The following is a 20,210-nucleotide window of genomic DNA, read 5'->3' as shown; positions in this document are numbered from 1 at the left end:
TTATGGATGCTGAAAGCCGTTCGAAGTGCACAACACATCAGAAGGGGTGAAAACATGACCATACTTGAAGTGAAAAACGTAAGTAAATTGTTTGGGCCCCAAACCGAGCAAGGTCTGCAATTACTGGAGCAAGGTTGGGGTAAAGAAAAGTTGGCCAAAGAAAAACAGATAACGGTTGGTGTCAACCGGGTCAACATGGATATTAAGGAAGGCGAGATTTTCGTTATTATGGGGCTGTCCGGGAGTGGTAAGTCCACACTGGTTCGGATGTTCAATCGTCTGATTGAACCAACCTCCGGAGAAATTCTGGTCCATGGTAAGGATCTACGCAAGATGAACAAAGAACAATTGCGCGAAGTGCGCCGGAAAACGATTAGCATGGTCTTCCAGAAGTTTGCGTTATTCCCGCACCGTACCGTTCTTGATAATGTGGAGTATGGATTGGAAATACAAAAAGTAGATAAGGAAGTTCGCCGGGAGAAGGCAAAAACCTCACTTGAGCTGGTTGGCCTGAAAGGCTGGGAAGACAAAATGCCAGATGAACTCAGTGGCGGGATGCAGCAACGTGTCGGCTTGGCGCGTGCACTTGCCAATGACCCGGAAGTACTACTGATGGATGAAGCCTTCAGTGCACTTGATCCATTGATTCGTCGTGATATGCAAGATGAGTTGATCGAGCTTCAGGATAAAATGAAAAAGACCATTATTTTCATTACCCATGACTTGGACGAAGCGCTGCGCATCGGCGATCGTATTGCCCTCATGAAAGACGGCGCAGTTGTGCAGATTGGTACACCGGAAGAGATTATGATTCAACCGGCCAACTCATACGTGGCCCGCTTCGTCGAAGACGTGGATCTGTCCAAGGTCCTTACAGCATCCCACGTAATGCGTCGCCCTGAAACGATTACACTTGATCGTGGTCCTCGTGTTGCCCTCGAATTAATGCGCGAACGCGGAATTTCCAACCTGTTTGTCATTGACCGTTCGAAAAAACTGCTTGGTGTCATCACAGCTGAAGATGCTACCCGTGCGATGCGCGAAAATAAAGTATTAAACGACATTCTGATCACAGACGGGCCTACTGTTGCGCCTGAGACCCTGATTCATGAATTATTCGAAATGGTAAGTTCAGCCCATGTGCCTCTCGCTGTTGTTGGTGAGAACGGCCGTCTGCAAGGTGTTATCGTCCGCGGTGCCCTGCTGGGTGCACTTAGCGGTGAAGTTGCAGTAAAGGAGGAACTTGTGAATGATTCCCAAAATACCACTAGCATCGTGGATTGAATCCATCGTTGACTGGATGAGCTCCTCGCTCTCCGGATTGTTTAATGTAATCTCTGTTGTTATTCAGGCAGTAGTCGGATTCTTCTCCGGGCTGTTCATGTTGCCCCATCCGCTTCTGTTCATTGCGATACTGGGTGTTCTAGCGTTCCTCGTAGGTCGCCTCCCATTGACACTATTTACGGTGATTGGATTCTTGCTGGTAGATAACCTTGGGTACTGGTCCCAATCCATGGACACACTCGGCCTGGTTATCACTTCAGGATTAATCTCCATTCTGATTGGTGTTCCGGTCGGAATCTGGCTGGCATATAGCAAAACTGCAGCACGCATAATCACACCGCTGCTTGACTTCATGCAGACAATGCCTGCATTTGTCTACTTGCTGCCTGCGGTTACATTCTTTAGCCTTGGTGTCGTTCCAGGTGTTATCGCATCCGTTATTTTTGCGATTCCACCAACGATTCGTCTGACTCATCTGGGTATCAGACAAGTATCTGGCGAATTGGTTGAAGCAGCCGATGCATTCGGCTCAACCTCCATGCAGAAGTTGTTCAAAGTACAGCTTCCACTCGCTTTGCCTACCGTGATGTCCGGTATTAACCAGACGATCATGCTGTCATTGTCCATGGTTGTTATTGCATCCATGATCGGTGCACAAGGTATTGGTGCGGAAGTCTATCGTGCGGTAACACAGCTGCAAATCGGTAAAGGTTTTGAAGCCGGTCTTGCCGTTGTTGTACTCGCGATTGTATTGGACCGTTTTACACAAAATCTGTTTATGCCAGGTCGCAAAAAGACCTCACGCGTAACAGCAAAGCAAAAAGCATGGATCACGGCTGCAGCAACATTCCTTGTGCTTGTCGCTGGTTTCTCACAATACTTCGTTGGTGGCACAACTTCAGCTGGTGGCAACAATTCAGCAGCCAACGCTGTAGGTAAAGAAGTTAATTATCAGATAATTGGTATTGATCCAGGGGCGGGTATCATGAAGTCCGCTGCAAAAGCGATTGAAGACTACAAGCTGACTGACTGGACTCTGATTGAAGGCTCTGGTGCAGCTATGACAGCCACACTGGACAAAGCAATCAAAAATGAAGAACCTATCATCATTACAGGTTGGACTCCGCACTGGATGTTCAACAAATATGACCTGAAATATTTGGAAGATCCAGAGAAATCTTTTGGTGATGCGGAAGAGATTCATACCATCGCCCGTAAAGGTCTGAAAGAAGATCACCCTGTTGCCTATGAATTCCTGTCCCGATTTAAGTGGACATCTGATGAAATGGGTGAAATGATGACTGCCATTCAGGAAGGTACCTCTGCTGAAGAAGCAGCTAAAGCATATGCCGAGAAGCATGCTGATCAAGTTGCTGAGTGGACCAAAGGTCTGACTCCCGTGAACGGTGATGCATTTAAACTAAGCTATGTGGCTTGGGATTCCGAAATCGCAAGTACCAACTTGCTGAAATATGTGATGGAAAACGAACTTGGTTACAAAGTTAACGCTCTGCAAGTAGAAGCTGGGCCAATGTGGACAGGTGTTGCCTCAGGCGATGTAGATGCCTCTCCAGCAGCTTGGTTGCCATTGACACACGCTGACTACTGGGAACGTTACAAAGATCAGGTCGACGATCTGGGTGCCAATATGACCGGTGTACGCACAGGTCTCGTGGTTCCTAAATATATGACTGAAGTAAACTCGATTGCAGATCTGGAGACAGGTGCTACTTCCTCCGCTCCATCGGCAAGTGCCAATGTGGGTAAAGAGGTCAATCATCAAATTATCGGTATCGATCCGGGTGCCGGAATTATGAGATCTACAGCAAGTGCCATTGAGAAATACGGTTTGTCTGACTGGAAACTGGTTGAAGGTTCAGGAGCCGCAATGACAGCTACGCTGGATAAAGCAGTTAAAAATAAGGAACCGGTCATCGTTACCGGTTGGACACCACATTGGATGTTCAACGCATATGACCTGAAATATCTGGAGGATCCGGAAGGCGTCTACGGTGAAGCCGAACAGATTCATACCATTGCCCGTAAAGGGTTAAAGGAAGACAAACCTGTCGCTTATGAATTCCTTGATCGCTTCTCTTGGACAACTGAAGAGATGGGTGAGATGATGATCGCTATTCAAAATGGAGAAGATGCTCAGCAAGCTGCTGCCGCTTATGTAGAAAAGCATAGTGACCAAGTGGCTGAGTGGACCAAAGGTCTAACCCCAGTGAATGGTGACCCCATCAAACTAAGTTATGTAGCCTGGGACTCCGAAATTGCAAGTACCAACTTGCTGGAGTATGTTCTGAAGGAAAAACTCGGTTACAATGTCACTTCCCTTCAAGTTGAAATCGGTCCAATGTGGACGGGCATCGCCAACGGTGATGTAGATGCTACGCCAGCCGCATGGTTGCCACTGACTTCATCCGATTATTACAACAAGTACAAGGATCAGATCGATGATCTGGGTCCGAATATGGACGGTGCCAAAACAGGTCTGGTTGTACCAGCCTATATGGACATCAACTCCATTGCAGATTTAAAAGATAATTAAACCAGATTGAGATGGATAAACCTGTATTTGGCAAAAAGACCACCGAAATTTTTCGGTGGTTTTTTTGATTGTAACTTTTACTTGGAAATGTCTTCAAACCTAATGAAGCCTGATTGTACCCAAGCATATTAGTAGGATCGCGCTAACGAATCGGAGACGCCTTATTCAAGGATATGAAGTGATTCCAGTAATCTAAAGAACCTGAGACACGCTATATCAGAATAAAACAGTCGTTTGGGGTGTTTTTGTCAGGGATTCCAGCATATAACGTGTCTGATGTTCCTTACATTTTAAAAAGAAGAGCTGAAGGCAAAATAAGACGTCCTGAGTTCCTTAGAAAATTAACTACCTTTCCCCAAGGATAAAGGCATTGACTTAAAGACATTTAAAATACTAATCTACACACCCTAACTAGTCTCGAAAATCTCAAGCATAAAGCTAGACGTACTAATTGTTACCTTCTACATTAAAGACTGTGAAACTGAATTATGTACTCAGGCTCTACAAATTTTTTCTTTTCTATTCTTCTCTATTCTTCTCTATTCCTACACTTTATCAATCAGTAGCAGTAATACACCAATGACAATCATGACAACACCGAGAATACCATATACCACTCTTGCGCCCTGCCGTCCAATGGTCTTCACAAAAATCCCTGCTCGAAAGCTCTTCATAAACCAGTCCCAATTGTTGATCCCACCGAGCAAACTAAAAATTCCTGCCGCGATGGCAAATAGTGCGATTAATACGGGTTGTTCTTGCATTTCGTCAACACTCCTTCAATATAATCCTGTCTACTATACCTTCGCTTGGTGAAAATGAACAGGCATTAATTAGTAAAAAAACAGCTCGCAGATGGAAGCCTGCGAGCTGTTCTAAACCGTCTGTATATGCGTTTATTGCTTTTGCAATTCAATTGCCGACAATAACAAGGTCACCACTTCCGCACGTGTTGCTTCAGCGAGAGGGTTAAATCTATTTTGCCCTGCTCCCTTCACCAGACCTGCATCATAAGCAGCAGCGATATATGGAACAGCCCAGGTTGGTACTTTATCTGCGTCCGCAAAGCTCAATGCCGGATTGGACGATACCGGAAGACCGAGTGCTCTGACAAGCATAACCGTCATTTCTACACGAGATACTTTGCCCGATGAACGGAAGGTATCATCCGTATACCCGCTAATGATGCCTTGCTCCACTGCCTGGGCAATAAAGGTTTGCGCCCACGCAGGTATGCCAGCAGCATCTTTAAACGTCAATGCCTTGTTGCTGGCCGGAAGTTCAAATGCTCTTGCCAGCATAACAATGAATTCGGCGCGTGTGGCTGGTGCATTTGGACGGAAATTACCATCCTGATACCCGTTCACAATTCCCCGGGAAATGGCCTGCTCAATGGCAGCTGCTGCCCAGTGATTCCCGATATCTTTCAGGTCTACAACCGGAGTGGTTGGATTCGTACCTCCTCCATTACCAGGAACGGTTGGTGTAGTTGGGTTCGTAGGATTGGTTGGTGTAGTCGGTGTGGTTGGAGTTACCGGTTGAGTAGGTGTTGTAGACCCTCCGCCACTGTTACCACTGCCCGGATTACTTCCATTATTGCCGCCACCATTACCAGGGTTACTTCCATTTCCGTCACCAGGAAGTGGCGTGCCTTTCAGATCCGTACTGCGTCCTTCCGTCTTTTGATCAACTGTACCTACACGGTCCAGATGTTCATGGAAGATTTCATAATCGACCAGATTTAATTCGTAGAATCGATTATCATCTTTCGCCGTTCTCATCGCACGATAGAAGTCTCCACCGTTAGCCATGAATGAATTGGTAGCAACGATATAATACCCGTTCGGATCGATATCCGAGTACGTACCATCTGTATTCTTAATCTGAACTTTGACCACACGTTGACCCTCTTGGGTTACGGTGTTGGACGTAGCATCAATTTTTTCGCCCGGTTTCGTGGAATCGTAGTAGAACCGCATACCTGCCACTTGCGGGAAGCGCCCTTCTCCTGTTTCCACACCACTTACTCCATTTTCCAGCGCAGCTGTGATTTCCTTACCTGTCATTTTTAACGCAGACAGGTTATTACCGAATGGCATCACAGTTAAGAGATTACCCAGCGTAATATCACCCGTCTGGAATGAAGCTCGAATGCCGCCGCCGTTCTGAATCGCGACGTATCCTTTGACATCATTCTCCTTTACAATGGATTTCACTTTTTCCAGCATGCCGTCTGTCATCAGGTTTCCTAGATTGGTTTCCTGTTTCCGCACAGTGCCCCGTTCTCCATCCAGGAAGACATTCGTTTTACCGATAACCGTTTTCTTGAATTGTTCCAACTGAGGCGCATAATCTTTCAGCTTGTTTGCGGCTTCCACATCATCAGCATAGACGAATTGGTCGTTAGCATCTTTTGCATCCAGACTCAGCAATTTGCCGTTCCACTTTTTCAATATACCTGCTTCATTAAACGTAACATCCAATTGACCAAGAGACACGTCATATTCACCAGTTTGTACAACCAATGTCGGCTCATCCTGGCTGCCCACCATAATCGGTTCTTTCAGAATGGTGTGTGAATGCCCACCTACCACAATGTCGATTCCTTCTACGGCCTCAGCTAATTTCAGATCCTCTGAGTAGCCTAGGTGAGTCAAAGCAATGATTTTATTGATACCTTCATTTTGCAGCATCTGTACAGTTGCTTGTGCACTTGCCTTATAATCTACAAACTTCAAGTCATCTCCCGGTGAAGAAAGAGATACTGTATCCGGTGTCGTCAGTCCGAAAATACCAACTCGCTCACCATTCACTTCCGTAATAATCGCCGGATAGATCTCGGCTTTTTCACCCGGATTCCCGATGTTATTGTTGTACAAACCACTCAAATTCGCATCTTTTGAATAATCAATATTGGCGCTCACGAATGGGAATTCTGCTTTCTCAATAAATTCTTTCAGTACGCTCGGACCTTTATCAAACTCATGATTACCGAAGGTCATGGCATCGTATCCGATCATGTTCATGAACTCCAGATCAGCCAAACCATTAAACAGATTGAAGTACAATGTGCCTGAGAAAACGTCCCCTGCATCCAGCACCAACGTGTTATCATTGCGTGCTTCCTTGATTGCCGTAACTCGGCGCGGAATGTTATCCAGATGCGCATGGGTATCGTTCGTGTGCAGTACGCGCAGGTTGAAGTCCCCTTCTTCCACCGGCTCTCCAATACTTAATTGTGCGAGCAGTGGATCATGGTCACTCACCCGTCCATCCGCTGCCTCAAAATCTGCATTCACATGCACCACTTCGATGGCTGCCGTTTCAGTCAGATTTTTGCTCACCAGGATGTGATCCAGCGTCTGAGAGTTGCCGTCGTAGATGTAGGAGTACCGCTGGTTTTCTGGCAGTTCGTTTACCAGATTGTCCAGTTCATTACCCTCAACAATGTTCAAGGTATTTGAGAATTGGAAGTCATTGAAATCACCGAGAACAGCAACATTTACCTCTGGGTCTTTATCTAGTAAGTCTTTCACAAAGCCATTCACCAGCGCAGCTTGCTTCGCACGTTGAACTTCACTGCTTCGAGTGGCAGGCTGTATGCTTCCAAACGGTTTCAGGTCTCCGCCTTTGGAATTGAAGTGGTTGGCAATCACCACCACACGTTCACCATTGAATTCGAATTCAGCGGCAAGTGGTTTGCGGGAGCTGGCGAACGCCTCATCCCCTGGTGCAATACGACCCGGGTTATTGGATAGACTGCCGTCAGCGCCTACCTGAATTGCTGTTGTCGCATTACCTTTAATTCCTTCTTTCAAGGACACTCGTGATTCCTTATATAGGAACCCAACTCGAATGTTGGCACCTGGTGCTCCGCCATCCTTGTTATTTTCCGGAGCGATATCTGTGTATTTATACGTGGGACCACCTTTGGCAGCAATTGCATCAATTAAAGTCTGGAAGCTCGCATCCGCAGCAGTGTTTCCACTGTCGGTTGCTCCATCATTATCTTGTACTTCCATAATGCCAATAATATCTGGATTTTTCAGATTATTCACAACAATACCGCCAATTTTAACCGCTCTAGCCGCATCCTTTTGACTGAAATTCTCTACATTGAACGTTGCAATCGTTAATTTGTCATCCGTAGGTTGAATATTGGTTATGGCTTGTGCAAGAGAACTCGGTGTGATTGCCGGAAGATTACCCTCAGGAATCACTTTAAAGTTCCCATTGGAGTATGTCATAACCCCTTTCACAGAGCCATCCAGCTTGTCTCCCGTTTTGACCGCTTGGGATGGTTTTTTATTGATGAACAGTCGTTGCGGATTAAGTGAACTCTCAAACGGCTCTACACCATCTCCTGTCAGAATGACGCCTCCTGCAGGTGTTCGTAACGGATTGTTCGGACCATTATCGATTACGACTGCCAGCCCTGGCTCACTTGAATACGGACCGACAATCGTGGCTTGATCGAGTTGCACCCTCATGCCTTCCAAGCTCTCGTAAAAGTCGATTGCATCCACATCCGGATTAAACTCACCGAACTGATCCGAATCAATGACGTTAGGGATCATTCGTCCGTCCTTCCCAAGGATCACAGGTTCAGGCAGTGTCTGATTTTCACCCTCAACCGTAATCGCTGTAGCCACTATTTCTGTTGTCGCCAGCTCGGTCGTTGCTGTCGCATATTCCTTCACTTGACCGGATACGCTGACTTTGTTGCCTACCGCCATGCCATGAGTGGATTTATAAATAAGGATACCCTCAGATGTTTTTATATCGTCATCTTCCATGCCAGGAATCTCCTGCATATAGAACGAACTTGCATTGACAATATGAGTCACGATACCTTCAACATTCTGGACAGCCAGACCATCATACAGGGAGCTATGAGATGCGCCTTGTATATCGTGAATTCTCAGGTTGTCCAGTTCCTGAAGAACGGTGTACGTAAAGCTATATACATGACTTGTATTGCCGCCTGATACGGCGATCGCTTTAACCACGGTATCTTCGTCTACTGTAATCGGGCCACTATACAGTGTAGATGTTTGGGTTGGTTCTGTTCCATCAACCGAATAATAAATTTCCGCTCCAGCTGTTGGTGAGGATAAGGTCACGGTTGATCCTTTGACAATACCACCTGACGGAACACTAGCTGTAACAGAAAGCAGATTTTCGACAACATCCGTTGCTGTACGCGGGATTAGTTCCAGTCCATAGCTTGCGTGGTAAGTCATGACACCTGTCACTTTTTCGTATGTTTTGCCTGTTGATAGTGCAGTGGGGCTATTCTTGGCATAGATCGTGATCTCTCCACCATCGACATCTGTCGCAAAAAAGGTGGAACTACTGCTTCTTGTCACTGTAACCCCATGAACTTCGACAAGCATTCCTTCATAAATGCCGCCCGCACCCTTACCTCCGCCTTCAGCAGGTGTAAAATCCTTGGAGGTCAATACAAGCGGTTCAGGAATTTCTTGTGCTTTGTCTAAAATCTTGATATATCCGCCTGGAAATCCTGCTTTATCCTTCTCGATCTGGAGCAGACCGTTATAAATGGTGAGCGGACCATATGCTTCTATCCGGTCACCGGGCTCCACAGTTGAATCCGTGCCCCGAATGACGATACCGGCATTCTCATCCTGAATGTATAGATTTGCCATCCCTCCGGATTCCTCTCGATAGGTGACAATCCCCTGAACGGTAACTGAAGTATTTTCCGGTTTGTTTCTGGCATCAGAGATTGAGATTGGGGTGTTGTCCACGATGGTGTAATTAAACAAAGCAATCGCACTATCCAGCAAGCCTTCTTTATGTGCATAGGCTTCAATGTGTATGGCATCATTTACCGTAATGGGAACTGTGTAAGGAAGAAACGCATTTTCATCATTTAACTTGTAATATACGGCAGCACCGACTGTAGTTGTTCCTAGGGCCACCTGTGTTCCTGCCGGAACTTCCCCTGAAGATGGGTTAGCTGTAACATTGGCTACTTCCGTTTCGGGTGTCTCATCCATGAGTTGAAAGGTTGTTGATGTAACGGAGCGTATACCTTTAGAAGTGAAATATTGAGATAACGTACCGTTGTTAATACGCACTTTGGATTGATACAAGGAGGGATTGCTTAGTAGTCCGAACGTGCTGCGAGGAACAGATGTGGGTACCTGCACAGGCATCATTTTGCTAATATCTCTTTCGGTTGGACTATCCGCAATAGCAAAATTGGTGTCTACAGTAAAGGGTGGATTCGAATTTACACTTGGACCGTTGCTGTAGGTCCCTACAACATAACCTTCAACTGTAGCGGTTGAATCATCCGAACCAAGAGCGAGCGCCTGTGTAACCGTTAATGGCTCGTCAGCTGCGGCGGCTTTACTGTTGAATAAGCCAGCAGGTATAGCTCCGGTAATCAACAGCACCACAGCTAAGAATAATCGAAGCCAACTCTTTATTTGCTTACTTTGCATCTTTCTCCTACCCCCATGTTATGAATTTTCAATCATTTGTTCAGACAGCTTGTACATTAGTTCAAATATAAGATAACTGAATAAGCGACCTGTGTAAACAATATTTCTTCGTTATGAAAGAAAATAGAACATGCACATTACAAAAATAAACAAAATCACATCATTCTCTTTCATATAGGACTAATAACGGGTACTAATTGTGACTTTTTGAACCTTATATCTACCATGCCTGTGCATAAAAAACTAATTCGCGTCATCTAAACTAACATACAAAGTGTAAAGCATATCTTCTTTCGACATTTTGTGATAACACCTATGACTCCATACATCATGAAAATTCCAACTTAAGTCTCACTGTTAAAATTCATATAATCATAAAGACACGACGATCAGGAATGATCGCCGCATCTTTATTTTGAGTTAGTCTACAATTATTTCTTCACCGTACTGTTATACTGCGCAATTTTGTCCGTAATTTGTTTGGCTGCTGCATCCAATGCTTCTTGCGGTGTACCTTGTCCATTCAGGACCGTTTCAATCGCTCCTTCAACAAGTTGTCGCGCTTCAGGGAATACACCCATTAATGCCCCGGATGTTGCTGTCGAATCCGCGGAAGCGTGCAATTGATCGACGGCTGTCTGAAATTGCGGGTACTTCGCCATATTATCCTTTAATACTTGCTCATTGTAGGCTGCTGTCGTAATAGGGAAATATCCTGTCGCAACGCTCCAGTTCGCTTGTACCTCTGGTGTAGCCAAATATTTGATGAATTCCCATGCTGCTTGCTGTTGCGCTTCCGATTTGTTGTTCATGATGTACAGGCTTGCTCCGCCAACCACAACGCCACCCTCTTTGGCATCTGACGGACGAGGCAGGAAGCCTGTTCCCAGTTCAAACTTGCCACCTGAACCTTCTACGATTTTACGCAGGCCCGCCGTGGAATCCAGAGTCATACCAATCTGCTGAGCGGTAAATGCTGCTGTTGTATCGTCTGTGCTACGCCCCAGATTGGAGAGGGTTTTCTCGTCGATCATCTTTTTCCACCACGTTAACGTCTTCACGCCTGCATCGGAATTCAACAGAGACTCTGTAGCTGCTTCCGTTCTTCCGTTACCATTGTTTACATAATCTGCATTCTGGTTTGCAAAGAACTGTTCCATGAACCAGCCGTAGATCGCCATCGACGCACCTGGCTTACCGTCTTTCGCCAGTGCTTTCGCCGCTTGCTCAAACTCTTCATACGTCTTCGGCGGGCTCTCCGGGTCCAAACCTGCTGCTTTGAACATATCCTTGTTGTAGTACAGGATTGGGTTCGATGTATTAAACGGCATGGCGTTCAATTTGCCATCGATGGTGTAATATCGGATGATGTTTGGTTCCAGTTGGGACAGATCGAACTGATCCTTGTCGATGAACTGTTGTACCGGCGTAATCATGCCTGAATCAATCATGAACTTGCTGCCAATCTCGTAGACCTGGATAATGTCAGGACCGCTGTCCGAGCCCATGGATGCTTTAAGTTTGTTCAGACTCTCATCGTACTTCCCTTGATAGATGGGCTTCACCTGAATGTCCGGATGACTGGCGTTAAAATCAGAGGCGAGTTGATTAATGGCTTTCTCCCCTGCGCCAGACATGGAGTGCCACCACGTCAGTTGTGTTGTTTCGGCGGCAGCCGCTTCTGCTTGAGCTCCACTCGCCGGGCTACTTGTTTCCGCTTTTGTTCCGCAAGCGGAGATAACCAACATGAGTGCTGCCAGCATTAATGCAAATGTTCCTCTTTTTTTCAACCGAAATCGCTCTCCTTTTATATGGCTCGCGCAATCATAAGTGCATAGGTGCTGCAAGATGGCCGTTCCGGATATGAATCGTTCTTTTGATCGCTGTTATCCCCGGATTTTTTCATTCCCCCTCTCAAAGGGGAAAATCCGGTGATAAAGGCGAACGCTTCGCTTCTTCAGAATCGATTCTTCTCCTTCACTACTTTTGCAGCTCTTCAAGAGACTTATTGAAAATGCGAGCCTCATTTATTCGCTCCTGGTATCCAACCCTTAAGACCTTGTACGAAGATACAAGGTTTAAATCAAAATCTTTAATACGGAACCTTTAGATTAAAAACTTAAGATCAAAACCTTAAGATCAAAACCTTCAGATATTCCATTCACTTGAATACTTGTGAAATACTATCTCCTTACCCCTTCAACGCGCCTACGGCCATTCCGCGGACAAGCTGTTTCAAGCCGAAGATCAGGAGTAGTAAGGATGGTAGAATCACCATTGCGGTTCCGGCAAATACCAGATTCCACGCGGTGGATTCCTGGAACTCCAGCATCGAGATCCCGATCTGTGCGGTTCTCATCTCCGGTGTATTGGTCACCAGCAGCGGCCAGAGATACGAATTGTACATGCTTAAGAATGAATAGATTGCCAGTGTTCCAAGTGCCGGACGGGACAAAGGCAGAACATGCGATATGAAATAACGAATATGACCACAACCGTCGATCCTCGCTGCTTCGAACAACTCCTTGGGCAGCTGCATGAAGAACTGTCTGAGCAGGAATGTACCAAACGCCGTCGCCAGAAATGGCACCGTAAGCCCCTGGTAAGTATCCAGCCAGCCCCAGCTGCGAACCGTAAGGTAATTCGGGATCATCGTGACTTCCCATGGAATCATCATCGTTGCCACAAACATGCTGAAGATGACGTTTTTGCCTTTGAACTGCATTTTCGCAAAAGCATAGGCTGCCATACTCGCTGTAATCAATTGACCAAGTGTCGTCAGTCCTGCGACAAGGAAGGTATTGCCGATAAATCGACCGATCGGAACAATATCGAATACTTCGCTAAAGTTGGACAGATCGATGGAATTCGGAATGATATGCGGCGGATAAGCGCTCGCATCTTCTGGCGTCATGACAGCCATGAAAAAGGTATACATCACCGGATACAGTACCAGTGCCGCACAGATCGTCAGTGCTCCGTACAACAGCGTTTTTGTCCATCTCGCACTCATTGGTAATGCACTTTCCTTTCTACCCATTTGAACTGGATCAGGGTCAGCAGCATAATTACCACGAACAGAATCAGTGCCTGTGCACTACCTGTACCAAAGCGGAAATTAACGAAGGCTTCCTGATAGATGGAATAGACAAACACATTCGTACTGTCCATCGGGCCACCCCGGGTTAGAATGTTGATCTGACCGAACGATTGAAAAGCGCCAATGATCGATACGACCGTAACAAAAAATAACGTTGGTGACAGTAGCGGCATCGAGATTTTACGAAACGTAAGCATTGCTCCTGCACCATCAATCTTGGCGCTCTCGTAGATCTCATCCGGTATGCCTGCCAAGCCACTGGATAGAATAATGTAGTTAAATCCGAGGTTCATCCAGATGGTCATGATGGAGATCGAGATCAGTGCCCAGTCCGGGCTGGTAAGCCAGGGGATTGGGTCAATGCCTACTTTGCCAAGCAGATAATTCAGCATGCCCAGGGTCGGATGGAATAGAAACTTCCAGATGACCGCTGACGAACCGACGGATAATACCACGGGCAGAGAGAACACAAATTGGAATACACGCATACCCTTGAAACGGTTGTGAGTCAGTGCAGCCAGAATCAGAGCGGCCAACATACCCGTAGGTACTGTAAACAGGACAAATAGTAATGTCACTTTCATGCCTTGCATAAACAGCCCCGATTGGAACACCGCCTTGAAGTTATCCATTCCTACATAAGCTGCAATCTGCCCCGTCGGATCTGTGGAATGCAGACTAAGGTACACGGACTTAAACATCGGGTAAAACAGAAACACTGCAAACAAAAGCAGCGATGGTGCCAGGAAACCATAGGCCAGCAGATTCTCCCGCATTCGCTGCACACGCAGCGAGGTTGCCCGGCGCTCACTCGTACCTGATACACGCCGTTTGGCCGCGGGCAAGCTGATCCGGTTATCAAGCTCACTCATCGGATTTTCTTCCCCCTTGTTTCACGCATTCAGTGTGTGTGAAAGGTTACATCCACTTCAGCACCACGTTATCTAGTGTAAGAGTCGAATGTCACAGCAAAATTCATTCTGAATCAACGTAACGTTAATCATGGACAAGGGACTTTACTCAAATGTGCATCCTTTCGAAAGCGGTATCCAGACCGGACCTCACGATAAAAAACCGCAAGAACTCCCCTTTTTGGAGATATCCCTGCGGTTCGATGTGTTAATGGAATATGAACGTATACCTATTAAAGAACGTGACTCATTTTACAATAATCTGTAAATCTTTCAAACGGGATGAAGCGATGAGCTGTTCAAGTTAACGATTCAGATGATAGGGCACCGTGGTGACAATCACGTCTTTGTAATTGATCAGATAGGCCCGGATCATGAAGCTGGTCTGGTTATGCAGTACATTTTGCCACCAATGCTTGGTGATGAATTGCGGAATCAATACGGTGATGTGATCGGTCTCGGCCGTTTTCCACTCCACGGTATCAATGAATTTCTTCAGCGGCCCCATAATACTGCGGTATCTCGATTTGATCACGACCAGACGAACACCGGGATTCCACTCTTCCCACTTCTGCTCCATCTTGCGTATCGCCTCATCATCGAATCCAATGTACAGCGCGACCACGTGATCCGACATCGTCTGCGCATAACTGATCGTATTCATGACGACCCGGGTAATGCCAGCAACGGGAATGATGATGGTATTGCCTTTGTGGGCTGGTTTTTCCACCTGAATGTCAATTCGTAGCTCATCGGCAATGTTGCAATAGTGACGGTGAATACGCATGAACACATAGACAACAACCGGCAAAAAGATAAAAATGACCCATGTCTGCGTGAACTTGGTGAAAATAAAGATCAGGGTGATCGATAATGTAGTCAGCATACCGATCGTATTCACGAGCAGTTTCATCTGCCAGCCAGATGGTTTGACTTTGATCCAACGAATCATCATACCGAGCTGTGACAGGGTAAATGGAATGAACACCCCTACCGCATAGAGCGGAATCAGGCTTTCCGTATTTCCTTTGAACCCAACCACCAGTAAGGCAGACATCACACTAAGAAAAATGATTCCGTTCGAGAAACCAAGGCGGTCTCCTCTGACCATAAATGCATGTGGCATGAATTTATCTTTTGCCATCATGAAAGATAGTAGCGGAAAAGCCGAATATGCTGTGTTGGCAGCCAGGAACAGGATCAATGCTGTTACACCCTGAATGATAAAATACATCGCGCCCCTGCCAAACGTCGCTTCAGCAATCTGGGAAATGACCGTTGCTTTGGGATCAGGCTTCACTCCGTACCCATAAGCCAGTAAGGTGATACCGATGAACATGGCTCCTAATATACAACCCATAAGCAGTAATGTACCCGCGGCATTTTTCTCGGCTGGCTGCTTGAAGTTCGGGATCGCGTTACTTACCGCTTCCACGCCAGTCAAGGCCGAACATCCGGAGCTGAATGCTTTCAATAACAGAAACATACTCACATGGGATAGACTTGTTCCGAATTCTGTTGCAGCTGCTTCCATGCCCCCGGCAAGAAATTTGATTCCACCCGAGATAATCAGAATTGCAATTGAAAAGATAAACAGATAGATGGGGATCGCCAGCACAGACGCCGACTCCGTCACTCCCCGCAGATTCATGATGGTTAGAAAAACAATCATAATGAGTGCAATCACAACACTGTAGTCATGCAGCATAGGAAAAGCCGATGTAATCGCATCCGTGCCTGCGGACGAACTTACCGCAACGGTCAAAATATAATCGACCAGCAGAGATCCTCCGGCAATCAGACTGGATGTTGTACCCAGGTTATCCTTGGCTACGATATAAGCGCCGCCCCCTGTTGGATAAGCAAATATCGTCTGGCGATAGGAAAAAATTAAAATGACGAGTAATCCCAGCACGGCGATGGAAATTGGAACAGAGTACCACAGGGCGGCGAATCCGGCCGCAACAAGCACCAGCAAAATCTGTTCCGTACCGTAGGCAACGGACGATAGGGCATCCGAGGACAGGATGGCGAGCGCCTTCCATTTCCCCAATTTTTCTCCATCCAGTTCAGCCGATTTCATTGGCTTGCCTATTAAGATTCTCTTCATTTTGCCAAGCATGATTATAACTTCCTTCCATCTCTCATCTGTGAAGCATTGTTATTATGCAAAATCGCAGAGCCATTGACAATACGTCATTTCACCCGAATTTCGCCAGCGCGTGATAATGCATTCTACGATTCAATAATCGATAACAAAGCCATTCTTGTTCAGCAATTTGAACTTTTTTGAACCAAAATGACGTTTGTTCGTCAAAAAAAAGGAAATGACCTTCGGTTCAATGAACCAAAGACCACTTCCTTGATCTATGCGTTGACTGTACAGCAATGTAATTTCCCTGCATCTGCCTTGTCCAGACCTGTGCAGCTTCCTTATTCAGCTTATATTTAGCTGCCGAGAATGCCGGGACGAGGGGTTACGCCAAACGCTTGCGCCAGGGTGATCAGTTGTTCATCCGTAATTCTCTGCCGAATCTCGTGACCAGCAACCAGCATATACACTTGAGCTGCCTTCTCAATCGTCTCAATCAGACCAAAAGCCTCGTCAATCGTTGTGCCTGTTCCAAAGATGCCATGTTGCGGCCAGATGACCGCGTGGTATTCTTTCATTTTCTCCGCCGTTTCGCGGCCTATCTCGTTCGAACCAGGAATCATCCATGGAATAATGCCAATGCCATCCGGGAATACAACTACACACTCGGTGCACATCTGCCAGAGGGTCTTCGTAAATCTGGCCTCATCCAATTCGTGGATAAACGTCATGGCCAATACATGAGTGGCATGGTTGTGCATGACCACCCGATGGTTCGGGTCCAATTTCAAACGTTCAATATGGCTCATAAAATGTGTAGGTAATTCACTGGTTGGATTCGCCCCCGACTTCAATCCCCAGAGCACTTCCAGCTCCTGTCCATCTTGCGATACACGCAGCAACCCTAGATTACTCTCCGGATCAGCGAGTACATTTTTGAAATATTTACCCGATGCTGTCACGATAAAATACTTGCCTGCCAGCTCCTGCACCGAAAATGCTGGTTTGATCTTGCGGATCACATGATGGATATCGATATATGGTGCTACTTCCTCTTCCTCCAGCAGATAGCTGACATTGCCTCCATTGCGCTCATCCCAGCCATTCTTCCACATATGTTGTGTAATCTCCGCCATCTCTCGAACAAATGGAATATGGAAACCTGCAGCCTGTGTGTTGACGTTGGTAAGGGTCACGTTCATGATCAATCTCTCCTTATATTAAAAATCATATGCTTGCCACGTACATAGTAAGTTCCTTTTTTCACATTCATTATACCTTTGTTTATCTTTGATAGTCAATAACAAACAAAGAAATAATCTTTTATTTATTTTTGTTTAGTTTTGTTTATTTGAAAATAAAACAAAAAAATACCCCGCCGGCGCTCGGCGGGGTCATTCACACATCTATTTAACACGAGAAGGGGTTTACAAGAGTTATCATACCTCCGCTACCTTAATAGAAGCTGAAAGCGAAATAAAAAAAGCATGAAAACATACAGGGGTTCAGTATCTTCTTTACTTTCAGTACATATGTCTCTCAGTCCAAACTATTTTGTCTATTCTAGCATATGCTATTCTAGCTTTTCTCAGGAAAAGACATTCATAAAAAAGGAGATGAACCTATGGCAGTTCTTTCTACCGGCCCAATCGAGAATAACCTCTCTGGTGGCAGCAGGCCTACGCAACAAGTCACCATCAAAATGGTCAACACTGATTCCATTAATACGTCCAATATACTCATTGAAGGTTATTCTCTTAATGGAACGCGGACATTGTATGTTCAACAATCGGTCAATCTGAATCCCGGACAAGTCTTCTCCCAAACCTATTACGCCAACCTGGATGGATACGAATATGTATTTACCACGGGTGGAGGTGCGGCTGCGCTAACCGAAATTTCAGTATGGGGCAAAAACAACACTGGGCAAATCGTTACCGCACAACGCATTGTTTCAAAAGAACTATCTCCATAAAAGGGGGAATTATAATGGCTACAATCTCATCTGGTCCCATTGACAACACTGTATTTACTGGACAAAGGGCCACCCAGACAGTAACGATCAAAATTGATAATGCCGATCCAGTTAACTCCTCAAATGTTCTTATCGAAGGATATGTCCTGGACGGAACACGGACGTTATATGTATTGGAATCTATAACAGTTGGCCCCAATGCAGTTGCCACCCGGAACTACTATGCCAACCTGAATGGCTTCGAGTTTATTTTCACCACTGGCGGCTTGGCAGAAAGCTCAACGGAAATCTCCATGTGGGGTAAAAATAACACTGGACAATTGGTCGCTGCCCACCGACTGGTAACTTCTGAGTTACTTGGTGCTGAAGGCGGAACTCCCAACTTCGAGTGGGGACAGACGATCTACTGGGCTGATTCGAGTGCTCCAGGACCGGGCACCGGATCACCTTTTGATCCCTTTAATTCTCTCCAGGCTGCTATTGATGCAGCGACAAATAGTCCACTTGCGGTTACTTTTGGCATGAGAGCCCGTCTAATTATTCTCATTGCTGGCAATTCATCCTTCAATGAGGATATTGTCATTCCACCAGCAAGGCATGTGCAGCTTCTGGGTCTAGGTCCATGGCAACTGGGCAACTCTGATCTGGCCAACTTTGCTTCTTCCATCCCCCGCAACGTCACGATCCAAACGAGCCAGGCTGCAGAAGATGTCTATCTGGTTCAAGGACCTGCATTTGATGCTCGTCCTGTTACGGTCATAGGAACGTTTAATGACGGCACGTCCGTCAGCACACACACCAACTATACTGACGGGGCCATTATAAGCGGCGATGTCATTTTTCAGAACGTTGCTCCGGTTGACCCGTTCACAACCATTGAGTTTCAACTGCTCAATGCCAGAGTCGTGGGTAATATCGTACAATCCGGTCATATGGGCAATCTGAACACGTACCTGTATCACAGTCGCATCAACACCATGGTCCATACCGGTTTGAATATTCAACGTATGGTAGACAGTGTGTCAGACAGTACCATTAACGTTAGAGGATACTCTCACATTACCAATTCCACAATGAATGGCAATGTGACAGTTACACTCGCCTTGAGTGACGTCCCGCCAACAGGCATATTCAGCAGTCAATTTGGGACCATTACCTGGACAGGTCCTTTAACACTGGATACCGCCTCCAACTATTATTTTGTGAACAGCGGCTCTACACTTGTGGGAAGCAAAACCGTATTATTCAGCATCGCCTAACAAGTAACCCCTGTCCTTCATTGGTCAGGGGTTGCTTATTTTCAACATGTATGATGGATGCATATTTCCGGTGGGTTCATAGCGTTCATCACCTGTATACTCGAATCCCAGCTTGATCAAGATATGACGTGACACTTCATTATCCGGATGATGTCCGGCAAACAGTGCCTTCACGTTCTTTTCGTCAAACGCATAATCAATCACCGCCTGTGCAGCTTCCTGCGCGTATCCTTTCCCCCAGTGATCTCGGGTTAGATGAAATCCGAGTTCATAGATATCCTCTTCTGGCGAATACGGACGCAGACCGCAGCAACCAACAAACACCTCCGATTCTTTCTCAAAGAAAGGCCAATACTGCACCCCCGATTCCTTCTGCCTTTGAATCTCCTGTGTTAATCTCGCTTCTACTTCATCCTCACTCAGTGATCCATTACTGCTAATCCATTTGGCAACCTCATGATCGCCCCAAAGCGCAAATGCCAGTGCACGATCCCCTTCGTTCCACGTCGCACACTCCAGCCGTTCGGTTTCAAATAAAATGGTTCTGTTCATTATCGACTAA

At 46.1% G+C, this 20,210-nt stretch carries 12 protein-coding genes; 4 read left to right on the top strand and 8 right to left on the bottom strand.

What is annotated here, in order from left to right; genetic code table 11:
- Window positions 1-54: 54 nt before the first annotated feature.
- Together MKY85_RS06870 and MKY85_RS06865 are read left to right on the top strand one after the other, a co-directional pair.
- Complete coding sequence (locus MKY85_RS06870) at window positions 55-1,284, top strand: glycine betaine/L-proline ABC transporter ATP-binding protein (protein ID WP_339240348.1); 1,230 nt, start codon at window positions 55-57, stop codon at window positions 1,282-1,284.
- Window positions 1,250-3,838, top strand: coding sequence for a glycine betaine ABC transporter substrate-binding protein (locus MKY85_RS06865; protein WP_342572178.1), 2,589 nt, complete (start codon window positions 1,250-1,252; stop codon window positions 3,836-3,838). Before MKY85_RS06870 ends, MKY85_RS06865 begins: the two co-directional genes overlap by 35 nt.
- A gap of 545 nt (window positions 3,839-4,383) precedes the next feature.
- On the opposite strand, the gene MKY85_RS06860 is transcribed toward MKY85_RS06865, so the two are convergent.
- The 7 genes from MKY85_RS06860 to rhaD form a co-directional block, all read right to left on the bottom strand.
- On the bottom strand, window positions 4,384-4,602 hold the full coding sequence (locus tag MKY85_RS06860) for an immunity 17 family protein (RefSeq protein ID WP_339240345.1): 219 nt from the start codon (window positions 4,600-4,602) through the stop codon (window positions 4,384-4,386).
- Window positions 4,603-4,734: 132 nt separating this feature from the next.
- A complete protein-coding gene (locus MKY85_RS06855) occupies window positions 4,735-10,311 on the bottom strand; it encodes a 5'-nucleotidase C-terminal domain-containing protein (protein WP_342572177.1) in 5,577 nt (1,858 codons plus the stop codon).
- 431 nt (window positions 10,312-10,742) lie between these two features.
- A complete protein-coding gene (locus tag MKY85_RS06850) occupies window positions 10,743-12,101 on the bottom strand; it encodes an ABC transporter substrate-binding protein (protein WP_342572176.1) in 1,359 nt (452 codons plus the stop codon).
- 401 nt (window positions 12,102-12,502) lie between these two features.
- Window positions 12,503-13,324, bottom strand: coding sequence for a carbohydrate ABC transporter permease (locus tag MKY85_RS06845; RefSeq protein ID WP_342572175.1), 822 nt, complete (start codon window positions 13,322-13,324; stop codon window positions 12,503-12,505).
- The gene (locus tag MKY85_RS06840; protein ID WP_339240340.1) at window positions 13,321-14,283 is read right to left on the bottom strand and encodes a sugar ABC transporter permease; all 963 of its coding nucleotides are present in this window, start codon (window positions 14,281-14,283) and stop codon (window positions 13,321-13,323) included. The genes MKY85_RS06845 and MKY85_RS06840 overlap by 4 nt, the downstream gene beginning before the upstream one ends.
- Window positions 14,284-14,626: 343 nt before the next feature.
- Window positions 14,627-16,444: an APC family permease gene (locus MKY85_RS06835; RefSeq protein ID WP_342572174.1), complete on the bottom strand. Its 1,818-nt coding sequence runs from the start codon at window positions 16,442-16,444 to the stop codon at window positions 14,627-14,629.
- A 326-nt stretch (window positions 16,445-16,770) separates the two neighbouring features.
- On the bottom strand, window positions 16,771-17,616 hold the full coding sequence (gene rhaD / locus MKY85_RS06830) for a rhamnulose-1-phosphate aldolase (RefSeq protein WP_342572173.1): 846 nt from the start codon (window positions 17,614-17,616) through the stop codon (window positions 16,771-16,773).
- Window positions 17,617-18,038: 422 nt separating this feature from the next.
- Between rhaD and MKY85_RS06825 the strand changes: the two genes are divergently transcribed.
- The gene (locus MKY85_RS06825; protein WP_339259462.1) at window positions 18,039-18,389 is read left to right on the top strand and encodes a hypothetical protein; all 351 of its coding nucleotides are present in this window, start codon (window positions 18,039-18,041) and stop codon (window positions 18,387-18,389) included.
- Window positions 18,390-18,403: 14 nt separating this feature from the next.
- Window positions 18,404-19,648 carry a hypothetical protein gene (locus MKY85_RS06820; protein ID WP_342572172.1) on the top strand — a complete coding sequence of 415 codons (1,245 nt, stop codon included), beginning with the start codon at window positions 18,404-18,406 and terminating at the stop codon, window positions 19,646-19,648.
- 24 nt (window positions 19,649-19,672) lie between these two features.
- Here the strand turns inward: MKY85_RS06820 and MKY85_RS06815 are convergent, their stop codons facing one another.
- On the bottom strand, window positions 19,673-20,200 hold the full coding sequence (locus tag MKY85_RS06815; protein ID WP_342572171.1) for a GNAT family N-acetyltransferase: 528 nt from the start codon (window positions 20,198-20,200) through the stop codon (window positions 19,673-19,675).
- Window positions 20,201-20,210 lie beyond the last annotated feature (10 nt).

This window comes from Paenibacillus sp. FSL R5-0749, from assembly GCF_038595085.1.
Taxonomy (GTDB): domain Bacteria; phylum Bacillota; class Bacilli; order Paenibacillales; family Paenibacillaceae; genus Paenibacillus.
This window is presented reverse-complemented; position numbering and strand designations above follow the sequence as displayed.